Below are 19,418 nucleotides of genomic sequence, written 5' to 3'. Positions count from 1 at the left end.
GGCCGTCAGAAGCCGCCCAGAATCCCCCCGGTGAACGGGTTACCCGGTCCTCCGAACCCGTCAGCGGGTATCTCGGTGGCACCGGACGGGGCGCTGACGTCGCCCGCCTCGCCGAACTTGACCACCAGAGGAACCCGGGTGCCCTTCGGACCGTCCGCGAGGGCGGCGAGGTCTACGGAGACACGGGTCAAGTCGCCGTTCTTCAGGGAGAAGTTGACGGCGATCTTCTTGTCCGGGGCGTCCTTGAGGTCCGCGTCGGTGGGCAGTTCGGCGCCCGCCGGAAGGTCGTCGGCCAGGGGCCGGAGCTTGTCGAGGACACCGGTGAGCAGTTCGCGGAACGAGGCCTTGGCGACGATCCGTTCGACGCCGTCGCTGCCTCCCTCGTTGCTGAAGGTGACCTCGCGGGCGACGGCTCCGCGTACGGCCTTGAGGATCTTCTGCTGGGTCTTGGTGTCGATCTCGTCGGGCCCGCCGGGTTGATCGTCCTTGCCACCCTTGCCGGCCTTGTCGCCCTTCTCGGAGCCCGGGGCGCCCTTCCCTGCCCGGTCGAGCTCGCTGGTGTCGACCTTGGCCCACTCGCCCTCAAGGACCTTCTTGAGCTCCTTCTCGCTCTCGGGGAGTTCGTCGGCCGACGGCAGTGGGAAGCCCATGGCCTCGCCGAGCGCCTTCATGTCGGCGCGGTAGTACGTGTAGTCGCCGACGAGGCGGTATTCGGCCAGAACGCCGTCGGGCCCAGAGATCTTCACCCCCGTACCGACGAGATCCTTCTCACCCGAGTCGGCGAGCGGTTTCCTCGACTCGACGGACACCTTGATCCGCACCCCGGTGAGGAGTTCGGCGAGCTCTGGCGGCAACTCCTCGCCGGGCTCCGCCTCTCCGGCCAGCTTCGTGAGGGCGGAGGGCTTGGCGTCGAGCCCCAACTCGAAGGCCAGCGACTTCTTTTCACCGAGCCCTTCGAAGGCGCGGTCGACCTTCTGACCGGCGGTGAGGTTCTCGACCGTGCCGCAGGCGGCCACGCCGGCGAGCAGAGCCGTGGTGCAGGCGGCCGCGGTGAGGGTCTTGCGCAGGGCAGGGCGGTTGCGCGTGGCAGGGCTCTTGCGCATCGCGAGGCTCTCGCGTGTGGTGGTGATGACGGTCTCCTTCATGACGCCTCGCGGCGTCCCCCCTCGTACACAGTGATCGTTCATGAGACCCACGAGTTATCCACAGGGTTGTGCGGCGAGTGGGGTCGTCCGGGCGTACGGTCGGAAACATGCGCATTGTCATCGCTGGAGGTCATGGTCAGATCGCGCTGCGGTTGGAGCGGCTGCTCACCGCGCGCGGTGACGAGGTGGCGGGGATCATCCGCCGCGCCGAGCAGGGCGAGGATCTGCGGGCGGCCGGCGCCGAGCCGGTGGTCTGCGATCTGGAGTCGGCTTCGGTGGAGGAGGTCGCCACGCACATGGAGGGCGCGGACGCCGCCGTCTTCGCGGCGGGCGCGGGCCCGGGCAGCGGGGTGGACCGCAAGAACACCGTGGACCGGGGCGCCGCCGTGCTCTTCGCGGACGCGGCCGCCCGGGCCGGGGTGCGCCGGCATGTGGTCGTGTCGTCGATGGGCGCGGACCCGGAGCATCCCGGGGACGACGTCTTCGACGCGTATCTGCGCGCCAAGGGCGAGGCCGACGCGTACGTACGCGCTCACCGGGGCCTGGACTGGACGATCCTGCGTCCCGGGATGCTGACGAGCGACGCCGGCACCGGTCTCGTACGCCTGGAGGCCGCCACAGGGCGCGGCCCCATCCCGCGCGACGACGTCGCGGCGGTGCTCGCGGAACTGGTGGACACTCCGGCGACGGCCGGACTGACTCTGGAGCTGATCAGCGGGTCGGCGCCGGTGTCCGTGGCGGTGAAGTCGGTGGCCGGGAACTGACCGGGAGCACGCACGCGGGCGTGGGGTGGTGATCGGCCGCCCCCTCCGCACGAGAGGGGGAGATTCCGTGCCCGTTGAGGTACCCGCAGATCAGGAGGCCCTGCTGCGGAAGATGTACGACGTCTTCAACACCGCCGATCGCGACGCGTTCATCCCCCACTGCCTGGCGCCCGACGTGAACTGGCCGAACGTCGCCGACGGGGTCCGCCTGCACGGCCACGAGGCGGTACGCGCCTACTGGGCAGCGCAGTTCGCAGCCGCACACCCCCTCGTACGCCTGGAGGGGCTGCGCCTCGACGAGGACGGGCGACGCGTGGTCGCCCTGGTGAGACCCGGGCTGCAAGACGCCACGGGCGAGCACTGGGCGGAGGAGCCGGTCGAGCACGTGTACGCCTTCGGAGCGGACGGACTGGTGAGCCGGATGGACGTACGCCGACCCTGAACCGCCGGGGCGGGGCAGCACGGGACGCGGGAATCAGCGGGGCAGCACGGACTACGGGGTCAACCAGAGGCTGCGGGCGGGGCAGCCAGGGGTTGCGAGGTTGGCGGGCGCGGGCAGCGAGCGCGCAGCGCGGGTCAGAAGAGCGGCAGCTGACCGGGGAACTCCGCGACGACATACCCGTCCAGCGCCGGCTGCGCCGCGCCCAGCTCCGCCTGCCTGCGCGATCCGGGACACGACACGAGTTCCCCGCTCCCCCGCGCCCCCGGCGGGTCGTGCCTGGCGAACCGTCCCGCGACAACGGCAATCTCGCGACGGCACTCGGGGCAGTTCCTGCGACGTGAGGACATGGACTCAGGGTACGAAGGAAGCGGTGGAAGGCCCGGGAGGCCCCGGCCCAGGAATCGGCCGCCACCCTGCTGGCGAAAGGGACAGCGGCCCCGCGAATGGGACAGCGTCCAAGGCCCGCGCTCGCCCCCGCGCACGGATCACCCCTGACACGCAGAAACCCCCTCCGACCTGCGCAGACGCAGTTCGGAGGGGGTTTCTCTCAGCGTGGCGGCGCCAGGATTCGAACCTGGGAAGGCTGAGCCGGCAGATTTACAGTCTGCTCCCTTTGGCCGCTCGGGCACACCGCCGGGGTCGCTGCCATTCGAACCGCTATTCGGCGGCGCTCCGTGGCAACGACGTAAACGATACCCGATGCTCGGGGGTGCTTCGCCACCCGATTGATCGGCGCTCGGAGGGGAGCGGGTGGCTAGGCTTATGCGGATGCGGCACGGGACCGATGCGGTGCTCGACGGCCGCCACTACGCACCCCGATACAAGGAGCCACAGGACATGGCCGACTCCAGTTTCGACATCGTCTCGAAGGTCGAGCGGCAGGAGGTCGACAACGCCCTCAACCAGGCCGGCAAGGAGATCTCGCAGCGCTACGACTTCAAGAACGTCGGCGCCTCCATCTCCTGGTCCGGCGAGAAGATCCTTATGGAGGCGAACTCCGAGGAGCGGGTCAAGGCCATCCTCGACGTCTTCCAGTCCAAGCTGGTCAAGCGGGGCATCTCGCTGAAGGCGCTGGACGCCGGTGAGCCCCAGCTCTCCGGCAAGGAGTACAAGATCTTCGCCTCGATCGAGGAAGGCATCTCCCAGGAGAACGCGAAGAAGGTGGCGAAGATCATTCGTGATGAGGGCCCGAAGGGCGTGAAGGCACAGGTGCAGGGCGACGAGCTGCGGGTCAGCTCGAAGAGCCGTGACGACCTGCAGGCCGTACAGACGCTGCTGAAGGGCCAGGACTTCGACTTCGCGTTGCAGTTCGTCAACTACCGGTGACCGCGTGCTCGTTGCGCGTACGTAAGGCGGCACGAGGAAGGGTGGGCACCGTCGGTGCCCACCCTTCTCGCCTGCTGGCCGCGGTCTCAGGGGCGCGCGCTCAGTTGCGCGAGTTGCCGAACAGGAGGCGGTAGACGACCAGCAGGACGAGCGAGCCGCCGATCGCCGCGGCCCAGGTGGCACCGTCGTAGAAGTCCTTGGCGACCGGGTGGTCCAGCCAACGGGCCGATATCCAGCCGCCGATGAACGCGCCCGCGACGCCTATCAGCGTCGTACCGATGAAGCCGCCGGGGTCACGGCCCGGCAGCAGGAATTTGGCGATGGCGCCGGCCAACAGCCCCAGGATGATCCAGCTGATGATGCCCATGCCGTGAACCTGCCTCTCCGTGCTGTGCCTGTGCTGTGATCTTGCTCCGGCCAGGCTGTGTTCATGCCGCTCTGGTGTCGCCGCTCGCGCGCTTGTTTGCTCGCTTGTTCGTTTGCTGTTGGTGGGGAGGACGTCGGCGCGGCGGTAACCGGTTGCACTGATCAGTAGGGTGCGATCCATGGCACAGTCCGATCCCGGCCGAACCGGCTCGGCCCAGCCCGGAGCGCCGCAGCGCACGGCTGAGCTGAAGCGAACGCTCGGCGTCGGCGACGCCGTTGTCATCGGCCTCGGCTCGATGGTCGGTGCGGGAATCTTCGCCGCCCTGGGGCCCGCGGCGCGGGCCGCCGGGTCCGGGCTTCTCCTCGGCCTGGGCATCGCCGCCGTCGTCGCCTACTGCAACGCGACGGCGTCGGCGCGCCTCGCCGCCCGCTATCCCGCGTCGGGCGGGACGTATGTGTACGGGCGGGAGCGGCTCGGGGAGTTCTGGGGGTATCTGGCGGGCTGGTCGTTCGTCGTCGGCAAGACCTCCTCGTGTGCGGCGATGGCGCTCACCGTGGGCGCGTACGTCTGGCCGGGGCAGGAGCACGCCGTGGCCGTCGGGGCCGTGGTGATGCTGACCGCGGTGAACTACGGCGGTGTCCAGAAATCCGCGTGGCTGACACGGGTGATCGTGGCTGTGGTCCTCGGGATCCTCGCTTCCGTGGTCGTCGTGTCTCTCACCTCCGCGAACTCCGACGCCGGGCGACTGGACGTGGGGGTCTCCGGGGGTGTGGGCGGGGTGCTCCAGGCGGCCGGCCTGCTGTTCTTCGCCTTCGCCGGGTACGCGCGGATCGCGACGCTCGGTGAGGAGGTGCGGGATCCGGCGCGCACCATTCCGCGCGCGATCCCGCTCGCGCTGGGCATCGCGCTGGTCGTGTACGCGGCTGTCGCGGTGGCTGTCCTCTCCGTGCTGGGGTCGAACGGGCTCGGGCAGGCGACGGCGCCACTGGTCGACGCGGTGCGCGCCGCGGGTGTGCCGGAACTCGTCCCGGTCGTACGGGTGGGCGCCGCCGTGGCAGCGCTCGGCTCCCTTCTCGCGCTGATCCTGGGGGTGTCACGGACCACGCTGGCGATGGCCCGCGACCGGCATCTCCCGGGCGCGCTGGCCGCTGTGCATCCGCGTTTCCAGGTGCCTCATCGGGCGGAGCTGGCCGTCGGAGCGGTGGTCGTCGCGGTGGCCGCGACGGTGGATGTGCGGGGCGCTATCGGCTTCTCCTCCTTCGGGGTGCTGGTGTACTACGCGATCGCCAACGCGGCCGCCTGGACGTTGAGCTCGACGGTCGTGTCGCGGGTTGCGCCAGTGGTGGGGCTGGCGGGGTGTGCGATCTTGGCCTTCGCGTTGCCCTGGGTGTCGGTGACTGTGGGCGCGGGCGTGTTGGGGTTGGGAGCGGTCGTGTACGGGGTGAGGAGACGGCTGTCTCTCGCTGAGCGCTGAGCGCTGGGCACTGGGCACTGGGCACTGGGCACTGGGCACTGGGCACTGGGCACTGGGCACTGGGCACTGAGGGCTCCGTACAGAGTGTGCATGTGGGCGGTGCGGGCGTGGAGAAGGTGCGGGTCACGGGGGCTGGTCACGCCGTTCCCCGCGTCCCTGAAGGGGCGCCCCCTACTCGAAGGCCGAAGCACCTTGCCCTACGAAGCCCGCGCCGCCCCCGTGCGTATGCGGAAGTCGCCCCAGGGCTGCAGATCCGCGCCGTCGTGGGACTCGTCGTACCAGCCCGTGCCGTCGAGCCAGGTGTGGAGCCAGGCCGTGAGGGTGGGGGCGTCCACGTACCAAGCGTGGTCGGCCTCGTCCGCGTTGGGCTCGAAGAGGAGGACGGTGGCGTCGGGAGTGCGGCAGTCCACGCAGGCGTACATGCCGCAGCCCCAGTGGGATATCGGCAGGATGCCCTCGGGCCAGGGCCATTCGGGGTCCTTGCGGCCGCTCTCGCGATGGGTGAGGTACTGCGCGACGACGGCGGGCTCGCCGGACGGCGGGCTGTCGAGCAGGGGCAGCAGACCGTACTCCGGGCCGAATCCTCCGTCGCCTATCCGCAGATAGAGGGCGGCGAGCAGCGGCGGGACGGTGAAGCCCAGGGTGGACTCCGCGCGGGCGAGCGTGGCCGCATCCACCGGCTCGGGGAGCGAAGGCCAGCCCCACGGCCGGGAGTTGCGCGCCTCGGCGGAGACACTTGCCAGCAGCTGCTCGATCTCGGTCATGCGTTCATGATGCAGGGCGCCACTGACATCCGGGCAGCCTGTGGATAACCCTCATTCGAGACGGACGGCGATGCCCTTTTCCCCAAAGAATTCAAGGAGTTCCTCGAATGTCCAGGGCCGCTGACCTGTGCGCGGTACGAGGCCGAGGCAGGTACGGGCGACCTCCGCGTCGTGCCAGACGAGAGTGAAGGGCCACCGGGCTCCCCAGCGGCCGCAGAGGCAGTCCGCGAGCGCGTCCAGCCCCCAACCGAAATAGCCTCCGGGCCCGTTCACCGCCTCGCCCAGCGCGCAGAAGAAACCCGGCAGGTCGGTGACGCGGCGGCCGTCGAGGTGAAACGTGCCGCCGGTTTCCGCGTCGAGCCTGCCCGACTCGTGATGGTCCAGCGCCAAGCTCAGCCAGTGGCGGCGCCCCTCCACGCCGCACCGGGCCCAGAGGCCGGGCTCGGTGGGGCGACCGCCGTCCCACAGCGCCCAGACCTCCTCGGCCGCGGTCGGGGGCCGTTCCGACCAGGGTTCCAGCGTGAGGTCCACCAGGCCACGGCCGCGCGCGGACGGGATCCATGCCACGAGTTCGCCCTCGACGGCGGACTGAACGGTGCGGCCGGACTCGTCGAGGCGTATCAGCCTGGCGTGTCCGAGGTCCTCCTCCCCCGCGTCCAGGGCCGCTTGAAGCGCTCCGCGTGGGGAGCAGCCGAGCAGCCGCACGGACGGTTCGGCGAGTTCCGGCTGTCCGTCGAGGACGTGCGCCAAGTCCCGACAGCCGCCCCATGGTTCGCTCTGTGCGCCGAGCAGCCGGTAGCCCGGGGAGAGCGGCGGGCACTGCGGATAGTCGTACGGGTTGTCCGGGGACTCGCTCGCCTCGATCGTGATGTCGCGGAGCGACAGGTCACGTGCGCACGGGCGGTCGCCGAGGACGCGTACGTCCTCCAGCGACCACTCCTCGACCTGTGCGCCCTCCTTGTCGAGGATCTCCAGGGTGAGGGTGCCGAGGGGCGCCGAGCCGTCGGCACGCGCGCGCGTGAGGGCCTTGTCCAGGTCCCCCTCGGGGGTGCAGCCGATCAGTTCGTACGTCCCGCGCGCGGGAGGCGGCGGATCGCCGAAGAGGTTCTCGGCGTCCGCGCACAGGGCCCAGATCTCGTCGGCCTCGTCCGCGGCGGCGTACGCCGCAAGGGCGTACTTCGGCCGCCGCACTCCGGCGCCGCCCTAGCGGACCGACGAAGCGAACGGCTGGTCCGTACTCACGATTTCGCGTCCCAGGGGGAACAGCGAGACCGGGATCAGCTTGAAGTTGGCGATGCCCAGAGGGATACCGATGATCGTGATGCACTGGAGGAGGCCCGTGACGATGTGGGCGAGGGCCAGCCACCAGCCGGCGAGGATCAACCACAGGATGTTGACGATGAAGGACGGCGCGCCCGCGTCACGTCGCTCCACCGTTGTCCGACCGAACGGCCACAGCGCATAGGCGCCGATGCGGAACGCCGCGACGCCGAACGGAATGCCGATGATCGTGATGCACAGCAGCAAGCCCGCGAACATGTAGCCGAGGAACAGCCAGAAGCCGCTCAGGACGAGCCAAATGACGTTCAGGATTGTCTTCACTGGTTACGACCTGCCATCTGTTCGAGCCGGGCGATGCGCTCCGCCATCGGCGGGTGCGTAGAGAACATCTTGGAGAGTCCCTGGCCCGGACGGAAGGGGTTGGCGATCATCATGTGGCTTGCGGTCTCGATACGCGGCTCCGGAGGCAGTGGAAGCTGTTTCGTGCCGGCCTCCAGCTTGCTCAGGGCGCTCGCGAGGGCCAGCGGGTCGCCGGTGAGCTGGGCGCCCGACGCGTCCGCCTCGTACTCCCTGGAGCGGCTGATGGCGAGCTGGATGAGGGACGCGGCGAGCGGGCCCAGGATCATGATCAACAGCATGCCGAGGATGCCGGGGCCGTCGTCGTCGTTGGATCGCCCGATCGGGATCAGCCAGGCGAAGTTGACCAGGAACATGATGACGGAGGCCAGGGCGCCCGCGACGGACGAGATCAGGATGTCGCGGTTGTAGACGTGGCTCAGTTCGTGGCCGATGACACCGCGCAGCTCCCGCTCGTTCAGGATGCGCAGGATGCCCTCGGTGCAGCACACGGCGGCGTTGCGCGGATTGCGGCCCGTCGCGAACGCGTTCGGCGCCTCCGTCGGGGAGATGTACAGCCGGGGCATGGGCTGGCGGGCCTGTGTGGAGAGCTCGCGGACCATCTTGTACAGAGCCGGGGCCTCGAACTCGCTCACCGGGCGCGCGCGCATCGCGCGTAGAGCCATTTTGTCGCTGTTCCAGTACGCGTACGCGTTCGTGCCGATCGCGATCACGAGTGCGACGACGAGGCCCATACGCCCGAAGAAACTGCCAATGCCGATGATGAGTGCGGACAGTCCCCCGAGGAGTACGGCGGTCCTTAGCCCGTTGTGCCGGCGGTGCACGGTACGCCCTCCAAGTGGTGCAGCAGGGGAACCCTTTGCTTGTCGATCTCTGACGTCACTGGTCCGTGGCTCCACGGTCCAGTGGACCCTCCCGTACTGGTCAACGCCAGGCGGGAAGCACTAGTTCCCTTGTGCGCGCGGCGACGCGCGTGGGCCGTCCGGGTGATGAGGGGGACACCAGCACGCGCGCGTGGGGCTCGGATGCTCCACGCGCGCGTGCGCATGCTTTTGGGCAGCGGCGGTCAGAAGAGGCCGGTGTCGGAGAAGCGCAGGACCAGTTGGGGTGCTCCGGAGAGGGCGATGCCGAGGACGGCGGTCAAGGCGATCGCCGCCGTGAGGGGGGCCGGGACGCGGTGGGTCTCGGGCTCGCCCTCCGGGGCACGGAACAGGAGGGTCGTCCACTGGAGGTAGTAGAAGAGCGCGATCACGACGTTGACGGCCATGACCACGGCGAGCCAGCCGAGGCCGGCGTCGACGGCGGCCGAGAAGACGGTGACCTTCGCGAAGAGGCCGATGATGCCCGGCGGCAGGCCCGCGAGACAGAGCAGGAAGAAGCCGAGGACGAGCGCTGCGAGGGGCCGTGAGGCGTACAGGCCCCGGTAGTCGCTGACGCGGTTGAGCGGCTTCGTACGGGCCACCAGGGCGGCCACCGCGAAGGCGCCGAGGTTCACCGCGGCGTACATCAGGGCGTACGCGACAGTGGAGCCGATTGCCTTCTCGGCGTCCTCGGAGTACGCGGCGGCGGCGATCGGCACCAGGAGGTAGCCGGCCTGGCCGACCGAGGACCAGGCGAGCAGGCGGACCGCGCTGTACGCGCGCGTGGACTGCTGTCTGAGGGCGCCGACGTTGCCGACGGTCATGGTGAGCGCGGCCAGGGCGGCGAGTGCCGGGCCCCAGACGTCGGCGTACGACGGGAGGGCGATCACGGTGATGAGGATCAGCCCGGAGAAGCCGACGGCCTTGCCGACGACCGACAGGTAGGCAGCGACCGGGAGGGGCGCTCCTACGTAGGTGTCGGGTACCCAGAAGTGGAAGGGGACGGCGGCGGTCTTGAAGGCGAAGCCGACGAGGGTGAGGACGACGCCCGCCTGGGCGAGCGTCTGCAACTGGTCGTCGACGTTCTCGATCCTGGTGGCGATCTCGGTGAGGTACAGGGTGCCCGTCGACGCGTAGACGAAGCTGATGCCCATGAGGCTCACGGCGGTCGCGGTGACCGAGGACAGGAAGAACTTCAGAGCGGCTTCGGAGGACTTCCTGTCGCCGTGCTTGATGCCTACGAGGGCGAAGGCGGGCAGGGAGGCGACCTCCAGGGCGACGATCAGGGTCGCGAGGTCGCGGGAGGCGGGCAGCAGGGCGGCGCCCGCGGCGGAGGAGAGCAGCAGGAACCAGAACTCCCCTTCGGGGAGTTCCTTGTCGGCGTCCTTGAGGGCGGTCATCGACAGGAGTGCCGCGAGGAGTGCGCCGCCGAGGACGAGGAACTGGATGACCAGCGTGAACCGGTCCGCGGTGTAGCTGCAGACGTCGGCGTCGCCCGTCAGGCAGAAGGTGGAGCGGTCGCCGTCCAGGAGGGGCAGCAGCATGAGCGCGGAGGCGGCGAGTCCGGCGACGGAGACCCAGCCGAGCAGGGCCTTCCTGTTGTCTCCCACGAACAGGTCGGTGACGAGCACCACGAGTCCGACGACCGCCGCGATGGTGGGCGGCGCGATCGCGAGCCAGTCGACGGACTGGACCAGGGACTGGGCCTGGGTGCTCATCGGGTGCCTCCTGAGAGGAGCTGCTGCACGGCCGGGTCGGTCAGGCCGAGGAGTGTCTTGGGCCAGAGCCCGGCGATGACGGTCAGGACGACGAGCGGGGTCCAGGCGGCGAACTCGTACGACTGGACGTCGGTGAGCTTCGGCCCCTCCTGCGGGACCGCGCCCATGCAGACGCGGCGGACCACGACGAGCATGTACGCGGCGGTGAGCAGGGTGCCGAACGCGGCGATCATCATGAAGGTCAGGAACGCGGGGCGGCTGAGGCCGTCGGCGGGGTCGAACGCGCCGAACAGGGTCAGCATCTCGCCCCAGAACCCGGCCAGACCCGGCAGACCGAGCGAGGCGACGGCGGCGAAGGCGAGCAGGCCGCCGAGCCGGGGTGCCTTGCCGTAGAGCGCGGCGCCGGTCTGCTGCGCGAGGGTGTCGAGGTCGGTCGTGCCCGTGCGGTCCTTGAGCGCGCCGACCAGGAAGAAGAGCAGGCCGGTGATGAGGCCGTGGGCGATGTTGGCGAACAGCGCGCCGTTCACGCCGGTCGGCGTCATCGACGCGATGCCGAGGAGCACGAAGCCCATGTGGCCGACGGAGGAGTACGCGATGAGGCGCTTGAGGTCGCCCTTCGCGCCCTGCTTGGCGAGGGCGAGGCAGGCCAGGGATCCGTAGATGATGCCGACGACCGCGAAGGCGGCGAGGTAGGGCGCGAACGTGCTCATGCCGTCCGGCGTGATGGGCAGCAGGATCCGGACGAATCCATACGTACCCATCTTCAACAGGACGCCGGCCAGCAGGACCGAGCCGATGGTCGGGGCGGCGGTGTGCGCGTCCGGCAGCCAGCTGTGGAGCGGCCACATCGGCGTCTTGACCGCGAGCCCGAGCCCGATCGCCAGAACGGCGATGACCTGCACCGATGTGGTCAACGCCGGGTGATTGTCAGTGGCGAGTGCCACCATGTCGAATGTGCCCGCCTTGATTCCGATCAGGAGCAGGCCCAGCAGCATGACGACGGAACCGAGCAGGGTGTAGAGGATGAACTTCCAGGCTGCGGCCTGCCGTTGTTCACCGCCCCAGCGGGCGATGAGGAAGTACATCGGGATGAGCACCATCTCGAAAGCCAGGAAGAACAGCAGCAGGTCGAGGACGGCGAAGGTCGCGAGGGTGCCGGACTCGAGGACGAGGACGAGCGCCACGAATGCCTTCGGGGACGGGCCCGACGGCATTTTGAAGTAGGAGTACAGCGCGCAGAGGAAGGTCAGCAGCGCGGTCAGCACGAGGAGGGGGAGCGAGATGCCGTCGATGCCGAGGTGGATCCGCACGTCGAGTGCGGGGATCCAGCTGATGTCCGTCGTGGCCTGCATCTTCGACGGATGGTCGTGGTCGAAGCCGAGCGTGAGGACGATCGCGGCGATGAGCACGGCGCCGGTGACGGTCACGCCGTGCCGCAGCACGGCCTGCTCGGGCGACTTCCCCTTCAGCCCGGGCGGAGCCGGCAGGAGAGCCGCGGCGGCGCCGATGAGCGGGCCGACGACGATGAACGCCAGAAGGACCTGCATCACGGATTCACTGATATCGATCACGCCTGCTCACGCTCCCGCGGTGGCGACGAGGAGGGCGGCTACCACCAGGACGACGGTGCCGGCGAGCAGCGCGCTCACATAGGTCTGCAGATTGCCGGTCTGGGCTCGCCGGACGGCCGTGCCGAGCCAGCGGGGCAGGGCGCCCGCGCCGCGTACGTAGGTGTCGACGACCTCGCGGTCGAGGAACCGGACGAGCGTGGCGGCGGCCTGCACGGGGCGGACGAACAGTGCCGCGTACACGGCGTCGACGTGGAAGCCGACGGCCGCGTGGCGGTGCAGCGGACCGAGCAGGAGGCGGCCCGGGTCCGCCGGGTCGGGCGCGGAGGCCACGTCTCCGTACGCGGGCGCGTGGCTGGCGATGGCCTCGGCCTCGACGAGTCCTGCGTCTCCCTCGGGGTGGGCCGCGACCGCGCCGATCGGTACGCGGGCCGCCATGGCCATGGTGTGCCGCCAGGCGCCGTACGTGACGATGCCGCCGACCAGCGCCACGCCCGTGCCCAGCACGGAGGTGGTGAGGGTCGGGGTCAGGTCGCGTCCGTCGAACCAGTCGGGCAGTGGGCCGGTGGCGAGTCCGAAGGCGAGCGATGGGACGGCGAGCACCCAGAGGACCGCGTTCATGGCGATGGGCTGTCGGCCGTGGTCGGGAGCCTCCGGTCCGTGGCCGCGGAAGGCGAGGAGCCACAGGCGCATCGCGTACGCGGCGGTGAGCAGGGCCGTGACCAGGCCGGCGACGAGGACGATCCAGCCGACGGCGCCGGGGATGCCCTCGGCGTGGCCGGTGGCGACGTGCTCCGCGGCGCCGAGGACGGCCTCCTTGGTGAAGAAGCCGCTGAAGGGCGGGATCGCGGCGAGCGCGAGGAGCGCCACGGTCATCGTCCAGTAGGCGTCGGGGACGCGGGCGCGCAGGTCCTTCATTCGGGACATGGCGGCCAGTGAGTTGGTGCCGGCGGCGTGGATGATCACGCCTGCCCCGAGGAACAGCAGCGCCTTGAAGGCGCCGTGCGAGAGGAGGTGGAAGACGGCGGCACCGCGGTCGCCGACGGCGAGGGCGCCGGTCATGTAGCCGAGCTGGCCGATCGTCGAGTACGCGAGGACTCGCTTGATGTCGTCCTGGGCGAGTGCGGCGAGGGCCGAGCCGGCCATCGTGACGGCGGCCATGACGGCGAGGACGACCAGGGCTGCCGAGGAGGCGGCGAAGACCGGGAGGAGCCGGGCGACGAAGTAGACACCGGCGGCAACCATCGTCGCGGCGTGGATCAGCGCGGAGACGGGGGTGGGGCCCGCCATCGCGTCGGGGAGCCAGGTGTGGAGCGGGAACTGCGCCGACTTGCCCGCCACGCCGGCCAGGAGCAGCAGGGCGATCAGGGTCGGGTGGTCGAGTCCACCGCTCGCGACGTTGCCGAGGATCTTCGTGATGCGGAAGGACCCGGTGTCGGCGGCGAGCGCGAACAGGCCGATCAGGAAGGGGACATCGCCGAGCTTGGTAACCAGGAACGCCTTGATGGAGGCGGCGCGGGCTTCCGGGGTCTCCCAGTAGTGGCCGACGAGGAAGTACGAGCAGATGCCCATGATCTCCCAGCCGACCAGCAGCACCATCAGGTCGCCGGAGTAGACGACGAGCAGCATCGCGGAGGTGAAGAGGGAGACGAGAGCGGCGTACGAGGGGTAGCGGGGGTCGTCGCGCAGGTAGCCCGTCGAGTAGATCTGCACGCAGGTGGCGACCAGGCCGACCAGCACGGCGACAAGGGCGGCGAAACCGTCGATGTGCAGGGCGAGTTCGATGGGGACCGAGCCGGTGGGGGTCAGCTCGGTGGCGGCGTTCACCGCCTGGTCGCCGCCCTGCCGTACGGCGACGACGACGGCGAGTCCGAGGGCCGCGAGCGGGGGCAGGACGGCGAGCGGGCGTACGAAACCGGGGGCCGTGCGGCCCAGGAGCAGGCCGGCCACGGCGCCCAGGAGCGGAAGGAGGGGGACGAGGACGGCGAGGGTGGTCGTGGTCACGCGGTGGCCTCAGCCTTCTCGGCCGGTTCGGGACGGGCGGCGCCGGAGTCGTCGGGCTCGGAGTCGTCGTCGGTCTCGGCGGTGTCGCGGAGCTTGTCGATGTCCGCGGTGCCCCGGTTGCGGTGGACGGCGAGGACGATCGCCAGGCCGATGCCGATCTCGGCGGCGGCGATGGCGATGGTGAACAGGGTCAGGGCCTGACCGGAGTGGAGGGTGTCCTGGGCGGTCTTGCTGAGCCAGACGTCGAAGGCGACGAGGTTGAGGTTGACGGCGTTGAGCATCAGCTCGACGGACATCAGGACCAGGATCGCGTTGCGGCGCGCGAGGACTCCGTACAGGCCCGTGGCGAAGAGGAGGGCGGAGAGCACGGCGGGATAGGCGAGGTGCATCAGCGGGCGCCTTCCTTGTCGCTCCGGGGGGTGTCTTTTCCGGTGCCGTCGTTCCGGGTGCCGTCGTTCCGGGTGCTCGGAGTGTTCGTGGTGGTCGCCGCGTTGGCCGCGTTCGCCTTCGCCTTGCGGGACAGGACGATCGCGCCGACCAGCGCTGCGAGCAGCAGGACCGAGAGGGCCTCGAAGGGGAGCACCCAGCTCTGGAAGAGGCTCGCGCCGGTGACCTCGGTGGAGCCGACGGCGGCGCCGTCCAGGTCGATCCAGGTCGTCCGGAAGGCGTCGACGACGACCCAGACGAGAGCGGCGGCCGCGGTGATCGCCACGGTCAGGGCGGCCCAGCGGTTGCCGGAGTCGGCGTCCGGGGAGCGGCCGATGGGAGCCCTGGTGAGCATCAGACCGAAGAGGAGGAGTACGACGACGGAACCGACGTAGATGAGGACCTGTACCCAGGCGATGAACTCGGCAGTGAGGAGGAGGTATTCGACGGCGAGACCGCCGAGGGCCACCACCAGCCACAGGGCGGCGTGCACCAGCTGTTTCGTGGTGACCGTGACGACCGCGGCGCCGAAGGTGACCAGGCCGACGAGGAGGAAGGCGATCTCGACGCCGGTCGGGGAGAGGAAGCCGTGGGATTCGGAGGCGGCGGAGGTGGTCGTGGCATGGGCCGCCATCACGGTGGCTGCGGCGACGGTCACGATTCACCGCCCTGCGGATCGGTGGGCTTGGCCTGCGGGGTGGAACCGGGTTGGGTGCCGGCGTTGGTGCCGGGCTGAGTCCCTGCATCGGTGCCGGGCTGAGTCCCAGCTCCGGTGCCGGGCGCGGCTCCGGCTTGCGTGCCGGGCGTGGCTCCCGCCTGGGTGCCCGTTCCCGTTCCCGGTCCCGGTTCCGGTGTGGGTTCGGCCTGGGCTGCGGCGGCCAGCTTCTCCGCGGTTTTGCGGGCGGCGGCGATCTCCTTGGGTTCCTCGGCGCCGGGGTCGAGGGCCGGCGGGGCCGGGACGGTCCACATCCAGTCGCGGAGTTTGTCGCGCTCGTGGGTGAGTTCATGGATGTCGGTCTCGGCGTACTCGAACTCGGGGGACCAGAAGAGGGCGTCGAAGGGGCAGACCTCGATGCAGATACCGCAGTACATGCAGAGGGCGAAGTCGATGGCGAAGCGGTCGAGGACGTTGCGGCTGCGCTCGCGGCCGCCGGGAGCGGCGGCCGGGACCGTCTCCTTGTGGGAGTCGATGTAGATGCACCAGTCCGGGCACTCGCGGGCGCACAGCATGCAGACCGTGCAGTTCTCCTCGAAGAGGCCGATGACGCCGCGGGTGCGGGGCGGGAGTTCGGGCTGGGCGTCCGGGTACTGCGCGGTGACGGTCTTCTTCGTCATCGTGCGGAGGGTGACGGCCAGGCCCTTGGCCAGGCCACTACCGGGGATCGGAGCCATGGTTACGAGATCACCACCTTCACGACGCCGGTCAGGGCGATCTGGGCGAGGGAGAGGGGGACGAGGAGGGTCCAGGCGAGTTTCTGGAGCTGGTCCTCGCGCAGGCGGGGATAGGTGACGCGCAGCCAGATGACGACGAAGGCGAGGAGGGCCGTCTTCAGCAGGGTCCAGACCCAGCCGAGGCCGTCGGCGTCCCAGGGGCCGTGCCAGCCGCCCAGGAAGAGCACGGTGGTCAGGCCGCACAGGACGACGATTCCGGCGTACTCGGCAAGGAGGAACAGCGCGAAGCGGAGACCCGTGTACTCGGTGTACGCACCGAAGATGATCTCCGAGTCGGCCACCGGCATGTCGAAGGGCGGGCGCTGGAGTTCGGCGAGGCCCGCCACGAAGAAGACGATGGCGCCGACGATCTGCCAGGGCAGCCACCACCACTCGAAGGCGTCGACGATGCCGGGGAGGGAGACCGTGCCCGCCGCCATGGCGACCGAGGCGGCGGTCAGCAGCATCGGGAGTTCGTACGCGAGGAGTTGGGCGGCGGTGCGGAGGCCGCCGAGGAGGGAGAACTTGTTGGCCGAGGCCCAGCCCGCCATCAGCGACCCGAGGACGCCCACGCCCATCACGGCGAGTACGAAGAAGATGCCCGCGTCGATGACCTCGCCGACCGCGCCCTCGCCCGGGCCGATCGGGATGGCGAGGAGGACGAGGAGGTACGGGAGCAGGGCGACGGCGGGGGCGAGTTGGAAGATACGGCGGTCCGCGCCCGCGGGAACGATGTCTTCCTTCTGCGCGAACTTCACGCCGTCCGCGACGAGTTGGGCCCAGCCGTGGAAACCGCCCGCGTACATGGGGCCGAGGCGGCCCTGCATGTGGGCCATCACCTTGTGTTCCGTCTGACCGACGATCAGCGGGAAGGTGAGGAACACGACGAAGACGATCAGAAGTCGCAGGGCGACGTCGAGCACGTCGTTCACTGCCGGCCTCCTGAGGAGTTTTCGTCGTCCGTGGGGGTGGGGCTGGGGGTGGGCGTGGGATCCGCTTCAGGAGCTTCGGAGGGCTCAGTGGCCTCGGATTCCGGAGTGCTCCCGGGCTCCGGGGCCGGCTGCTCGGCCGGTGGCGGCTTCTCAGTGGCGGAGTCCTGGTCGGCCTCGTCGAAGGCGGGGCGTGCGTGGTGCCAGGGGGCGTCCGAGCTGCGGGGGCGCGCCGGGCCTGTCGACCGGTCGTCACCGGATCGATCGGGGGGCGTGGCGGGTGTGGCAGGTGCCTGGCGTTGCGACGCCGAGCCTTCGCCCGCGCTGCGCGCCCTACGCGGGGACGCCGGTGCCGGTGCCGGTGCCGACTCTGATGCCGGTGCGGCTTCGACGCCCTCGGCCGGAGCAGCCTCCGCACCGGCCTCTGCAGCAGAGGCCGGGGCTTGAGCGGCTTCCGAGGCCGGGGCCGGAGCCGACGCCGCCTCAGAAGCAGGAGCGGGAGCAGAAGCCGGTGCCGGATCGGGTTCCGGTGCCGGTGCCGGTGCAGTCTCCGAGGCAGAGGCAGAGGCAGAGGCAGAAGCAGAAGCCGCTTCCGCGGTCGGGTCGGTGCGGCGCTGCGTCGCCGAGCCCTCGTTCACACTGCGAGCCCGACGGGCCGTGGGCCGAGCCTCCGCTGCCGCACCGCCGCCCTCCGTGGACGCGGCACCCGCGGTCTGCGCACCACTCGACGGGGCACCCCCGGCCTCCGCACCCGGGGACGCGGCGCCCGACGCCGCCGTCTGGCTTGCCGAGCCCTCCCCCGTCGTGCGGGCGCGCCGCGCCGGGCGGTCGCCGGCCGCGCGGGCGGCACCTCGGGCCGGGCGGGCCGGGGCCGGAGGGAGCTGGCCCTTGAGGGGACCCCACTCGTTGGGGTCGGGGACTCCCGGCGGGAGCATCTGGCGGCGCTTCGGGCCGCCGTGTTCCGACTCCCCCGGTTCCTTCGCGCCCGGCCAGGCCTTGGCCACGCGCGCGGCCAGGACGAAGTCCTTGCGGAGGGGGTGGCCCTCGAAACCCTCGGGGAGGAGGAGCGGATCCAGGCCGGGGTGGCCTTCGAAGGTGACGCCGAACATCTCGTGGGTCTCGCGTTCGTGCCAGGCGGCGCCCGCGTAGACCTCGACGGCGGAAGGAAGTACGGGGGCGTCGTGCGGGACGGTCGTCCGTACGAGGAGGCGGCGGACCGGAGCGAGGGCGACGACGTGGGCCGAGACGCGGAAACCGGTGCCGGGTTCGTCGACGGCACTCAGCCAGTCGAAGTACGTACAGCCGAGTCCGTCGCGTGCGGCCTCCAGGGAGGCGAGCCAGGACGTCGGCGGTACGTCGACCGTCAGGACCTCGTACGACTCCTCGGCCGTGGTGTCCGGGCCGAAGAGTTCCTCGACGGGGACGGGGAGCCAACCGGTCATCGGGCGTCCCCCGTGGCCGACGGCTGTGTGGACGGCGGTGTGGACGACTGCGCGGACGGCGTCCCGGACGGAGGCTGCACGAGGCCGCTCTGAAGGGCGGCCGTGGAGGGACGGGAGGTTCCGTAGCGCTCCCCCAGCGACTCCCGGGCGATCTTCTCCTGGAGCTTGAGGATGCCTTGGAGGAGGGCCTCGGGCCGGGGCGGACAGCCGGGGACGTACACGTCGACGGGGATGATCTGGTCGACGCCCTTCGTCACCGAGTACGAGTCCCAGTACGGGCCGCCACAGTTCGAGCAGGCGCCGAAGGAGATGACGTACTTCGGCTCGGGCATCTGCTCGTACAGGCGCTTCACGGCCGGGGCCATCTTGTCGGTGACCGTGCCGGACACGACCATCAGGTCGGCCTGGCGGGGACCCGGCGCGAACGGGATGACGCCGAGGCGGATGAAGTCGTGGCGGGCCATCGACGCCGCGATGAACTCGATCGCGCAGCAGGCGAGGCCGAAGTTGAAGACCCAGAGCGAGTAGCGGCGGCCCCAGTTCAGGACCACCTTCATCGGCTCGGGGGCCAGGCGGGCGAGCGCGCCCAAGCGCTTCGGTTCCGGCAGGAGCACGGGCTCGGAGGTCGCGTCCGGCTGCGGACGGGTCACGTCCATGTGAGGACGCCCTTCTTGTATGCGTACAGCAGGCCCACGGCCAGGAAGCCGAGGAAGATGAACATCTCCACGAGCGTCGCCGCGCCGTAGCCCGGCGCGGCGAAGACCGTCGCCCAGGGGAAGAGGAAGATCGAGTCGACGGCGAAGATCACGTAGAGGAAGGCGTAGACGTAGTAGCGGACCTGGGTGTGGGCCCAGCCCTCGCCGACGGGGTCGACGCCGCATTCGTATGTCATGAGCTTCTCGGGCGTCGGAACGACGGGCCGCAGCAGACGGCCCGCTCCGAAGGCGACGGCGACGAACAGCACGCCGACCACGGCGAGCAGTCCGACGACCGAATAGGACTCGAAATAGTCCGCCGCGACGACGGTCCCGGCTGTCTCGGCGGCCCCAGCGGTCCCGGTCGCCACGATCATGGTCGGTTCCGGCACGTCCGCCCCTCGCTCCCTGACCTCGGATGACCC

Annotated in this window: 21 protein-coding genes and 1 tRNA gene; 4 read left to right on the top strand and 18 right to left on the bottom strand. The window is 70.3% G+C overall.

Features of this window, described 5'->3' with window-relative positions; translation table 11 throughout:
• Positions 1-5 precede the first annotated feature (5 nt).
• A complete protein-coding gene (locus OG718_RS32150; RefSeq protein WP_328845835.1) occupies positions 6-1,145 on the bottom strand; it encodes a hypothetical protein in 1,140 nt (379 codons plus the stop codon).
• A 107-nt stretch (positions 1,146-1,252) separates the two neighbouring features.
• Between OG718_RS32150 and OG718_RS32145 the strand changes: the two genes are divergently transcribed.
• Both OG718_RS32145 and OG718_RS32140 read left to right on the top strand, forming a co-directional pair.
• A complete protein-coding gene (locus tag OG718_RS32145; protein WP_143642879.1) occupies positions 1,253-1,909 on the top strand; it encodes an NAD(P)H-binding protein in 657 nt (218 codons plus the stop codon).
• 67 nt (positions 1,910-1,976) lie between these two features.
• Complete coding sequence (locus OG718_RS32140; RefSeq protein WP_328845834.1) at positions 1,977-2,351, top strand: nuclear transport factor 2 family protein; 375 nt, start codon at positions 1,977-1,979, stop codon at positions 2,349-2,351.
• A gap of 134 nt (positions 2,352-2,485) precedes the next feature.
• Here the strand turns inward: OG718_RS32140 and OG718_RS32135 are convergent, their stop codons facing one another.
• A complete protein-coding gene (locus tag OG718_RS32135; protein ID WP_055614634.1) occupies positions 2,486-2,698 on the bottom strand; it encodes a hypothetical protein in 213 nt (70 codons plus the stop codon).
• Between the two features lie 206 nt (positions 2,699-2,904).
• Positions 2,905-2,986, bottom strand: a tRNA-Tyr gene (locus tag OG718_RS32130).
• A gap of 202 nt (positions 2,987-3,188) precedes the next feature.
• Between OG718_RS32130 and OG718_RS32125 the strand changes: the two genes are divergently transcribed.
• Positions 3,189-3,677: a YajQ family cyclic di-GMP-binding protein gene (locus OG718_RS32125; RefSeq protein WP_143642880.1), complete on the top strand. Its 489-nt coding sequence runs from the start codon at positions 3,189-3,191 to the stop codon at positions 3,675-3,677.
• 100 nt (positions 3,678-3,777) lie between these two features.
• Here OG718_RS32125 and OG718_RS32120 read toward each other — a convergent pair whose 3' ends face one another.
• A complete protein-coding gene (locus OG718_RS32120) occupies positions 3,778-4,044 on the bottom strand; it encodes a GlsB/YeaQ/YmgE family stress response membrane protein (RefSeq protein WP_328845833.1) in 267 nt (88 codons plus the stop codon).
• Between the two features lie 178 nt (positions 4,045-4,222).
• On the opposite strand from OG718_RS32120, the gene OG718_RS32115 reads away from it, so the two are divergent.
• Positions 4,223-5,518, top strand: coding sequence for an APC family permease (locus OG718_RS32115; RefSeq protein ID WP_328845832.1), 1,296 nt, complete (start codon positions 4,223-4,225; stop codon positions 5,516-5,518).
• Between the two features lie 197 nt (positions 5,519-5,715).
• On the opposite strand, the gene OG718_RS32110 is transcribed toward OG718_RS32115, so the two are convergent.
• The 14 genes from OG718_RS32110 to OG718_RS32045 all read right to left on the bottom strand — a co-directional run bounded on the left by OG718_RS32110 (position 5,716) and on the right by OG718_RS32045 (position 19,385).
• Positions 5,716-6,282: an SMI1/KNR4 family protein gene (locus OG718_RS32110; protein ID WP_328845831.1), complete on the bottom strand. Its 567-nt coding sequence runs from the start codon at positions 6,280-6,282 to the stop codon at positions 5,716-5,718.
• A 51-nt stretch (positions 6,283-6,333) separates the two neighbouring features.
• Positions 6,334-7,473: a barstar family protein gene (locus tag OG718_RS32105; RefSeq protein WP_328845830.1), complete on the bottom strand. Its 1,140-nt coding sequence runs from the start codon at positions 7,471-7,473 to the stop codon at positions 6,334-6,336.
• A 12-nt stretch (positions 7,474-7,485) separates the two neighbouring features.
• Positions 7,486-7,884, bottom strand: coding sequence for a YccF domain-containing protein (locus OG718_RS32100; protein WP_143642885.1), 399 nt, complete (start codon positions 7,882-7,884; stop codon positions 7,486-7,488).
• The gene (htpX, locus tag OG718_RS32095; RefSeq protein WP_143642886.1) at positions 7,881-8,744 is read right to left on the bottom strand and encodes a zinc metalloprotease HtpX; all 864 of its coding nucleotides are present in this window, start codon (positions 8,742-8,744) and stop codon (positions 7,881-7,883) included. The genes OG718_RS32100 and htpX overlap by 4 nt, the downstream gene beginning before the upstream one ends.
• Before the next feature lie 242 nt (positions 8,745-8,986).
• Positions 8,987-10,498, bottom strand: a complete 1,512-nt coding sequence (locus OG718_RS32090; protein WP_143642887.1) for an NADH-quinone oxidoreductase subunit N — start codon at positions 10,496-10,498, stop codon at positions 8,987-8,989.
• Positions 10,495-12,069: a complex I subunit 4 family protein gene (locus tag OG718_RS32085; protein WP_328845829.1), complete on the bottom strand. Its 1,575-nt coding sequence runs from the start codon at positions 12,067-12,069 to the stop codon at positions 10,495-10,497. Before OG718_RS32085 ends, OG718_RS32090 begins: the two co-directional genes overlap by 4 nt.
• 6 nt (positions 12,070-12,075) lie before the next feature.
• Positions 12,076-14,070, bottom strand: coding sequence for an NADH-quinone oxidoreductase subunit 5 family protein (locus OG718_RS32080; protein ID WP_328845828.1), 1,995 nt, complete (start codon positions 14,068-14,070; stop codon positions 12,076-12,078).
• Positions 14,067-14,459 carry an NADH-quinone oxidoreductase subunit NuoK gene (gene nuoK / locus OG718_RS32075; protein WP_306939436.1) on the bottom strand — a complete coding sequence of 131 codons (393 nt, stop codon included), beginning with the start codon at positions 14,457-14,459 and terminating at the stop codon, positions 14,067-14,069. The genes OG718_RS32080 and nuoK overlap by 4 nt, the downstream gene beginning before the upstream one ends.
• On the bottom strand, positions 14,459-15,130 hold the full coding sequence (locus OG718_RS32070) for an NADH-quinone oxidoreductase subunit J family protein (RefSeq protein ID WP_328847872.1): 672 nt from the start codon (positions 15,128-15,130) through the stop codon (positions 14,459-14,461). Before OG718_RS32070 ends, nuoK begins: the two co-directional genes overlap by 1 nt.
• 20 nt (positions 15,131-15,150) lie before the next feature.
• Positions 15,151-15,888, bottom strand: a complete 738-nt coding sequence (locus OG718_RS32065) for a 4Fe-4S binding protein (RefSeq protein ID WP_328845827.1) — start codon at positions 15,886-15,888, stop codon at positions 15,151-15,153.
• A 2-nt stretch (positions 15,889-15,890) separates the two neighbouring features.
• Positions 15,891-16,859 (bottom strand): complex I subunit 1/NuoH family protein, encoded by a 969-nt coding sequence (locus OG718_RS32060; RefSeq protein WP_143642891.1) that lies wholly within the window; start codon positions 16,857-16,859, stop codon positions 15,891-15,893.
• Positions 16,856-18,298, bottom strand: a complete 1,443-nt coding sequence (locus OG718_RS32055; RefSeq protein WP_328845826.1) for an NADH-quinone oxidoreductase subunit C — start codon at positions 18,296-18,298, stop codon at positions 16,856-16,858. Before OG718_RS32055 ends, OG718_RS32060 begins: the two co-directional genes overlap by 4 nt.
• Entirely contained in the window at positions 18,295-18,954 is a 660-nt protein-coding gene (locus OG718_RS32050) for an NADH-quinone oxidoreductase subunit B (RefSeq protein ID WP_306939432.1), read from the bottom strand. Before OG718_RS32050 ends, OG718_RS32055 begins: the two co-directional genes overlap by 4 nt.
• The gene (locus tag OG718_RS32045) at positions 18,945-19,385 is read right to left on the bottom strand and encodes an NADH-quinone oxidoreductase subunit A (protein ID WP_373466233.1); all 441 of its coding nucleotides are present in this window, start codon (positions 19,383-19,385) and stop codon (positions 18,945-18,947) included. The genes OG718_RS32050 and OG718_RS32045 overlap by 10 nt, the downstream gene beginning before the upstream one ends.
• Positions 19,386-19,418 lie beyond the last annotated feature (33 nt).

The sequence above is a fragment of the Streptomyces sp. NBC_00258 genome (assembly GCF_036182465.1).
GTDB lineage: Bacteria > Actinomycetota > Actinomycetes > Streptomycetales > Streptomycetaceae > Streptomyces.
This window is presented reverse-complemented; position numbering and strand designations above follow the sequence as displayed.